Origin of the sequence: Streptomyces nanshensis (assembly GCF_001751255.1) — a bacterium.
GTDB classification, from domain to species: domain Bacteria; phylum Actinomycetota; class Actinomycetes; order Streptomycetales; family Streptomycetaceae; genus Streptomyces; species Streptomyces nanshensis_A.
In genome coordinates this window covers 1-227 of sequence record NZ_LJGW01000195.1, presented here as the reverse complement: position 1 = coordinate 227, position 227 = coordinate 1, and the positions used below count along the sequence as shown (strand labels likewise).

The following is a 227-nucleotide window of genomic DNA, read 5'->3' as shown; positions in this document are numbered from 1 at the left end:
CCCGCCTCTCCGGGGAGTCGCTGCTCCTCGCCGCGCTGGCCTGCTGCTGTGCGCTGCTCCCGCTGACGCTGCTCTGGCATCCCCGCGGTCTCGGGCCGCACGAGCGCCTCTCCGGCGTACGGAACGCGGCGCTCCCTCCGACGCGGGCCACGGGGGCGGCGGGCGCCGCGGGCCGGTGGGCGACGGGGCGGACGGGAGTGAGCGCGCATGCGGGGCGCCCGGCGGTC

The 227-nt window shown here is 80.6% G+C and carries 1 pseudogene; it reads left to right on the top strand.

The features are described 5' to 3' along the window. A pseudogene (locus AN218_RS37460) lies at positions 1 to 227 on the top strand (hypothetical protein); the annotation flags it as partial.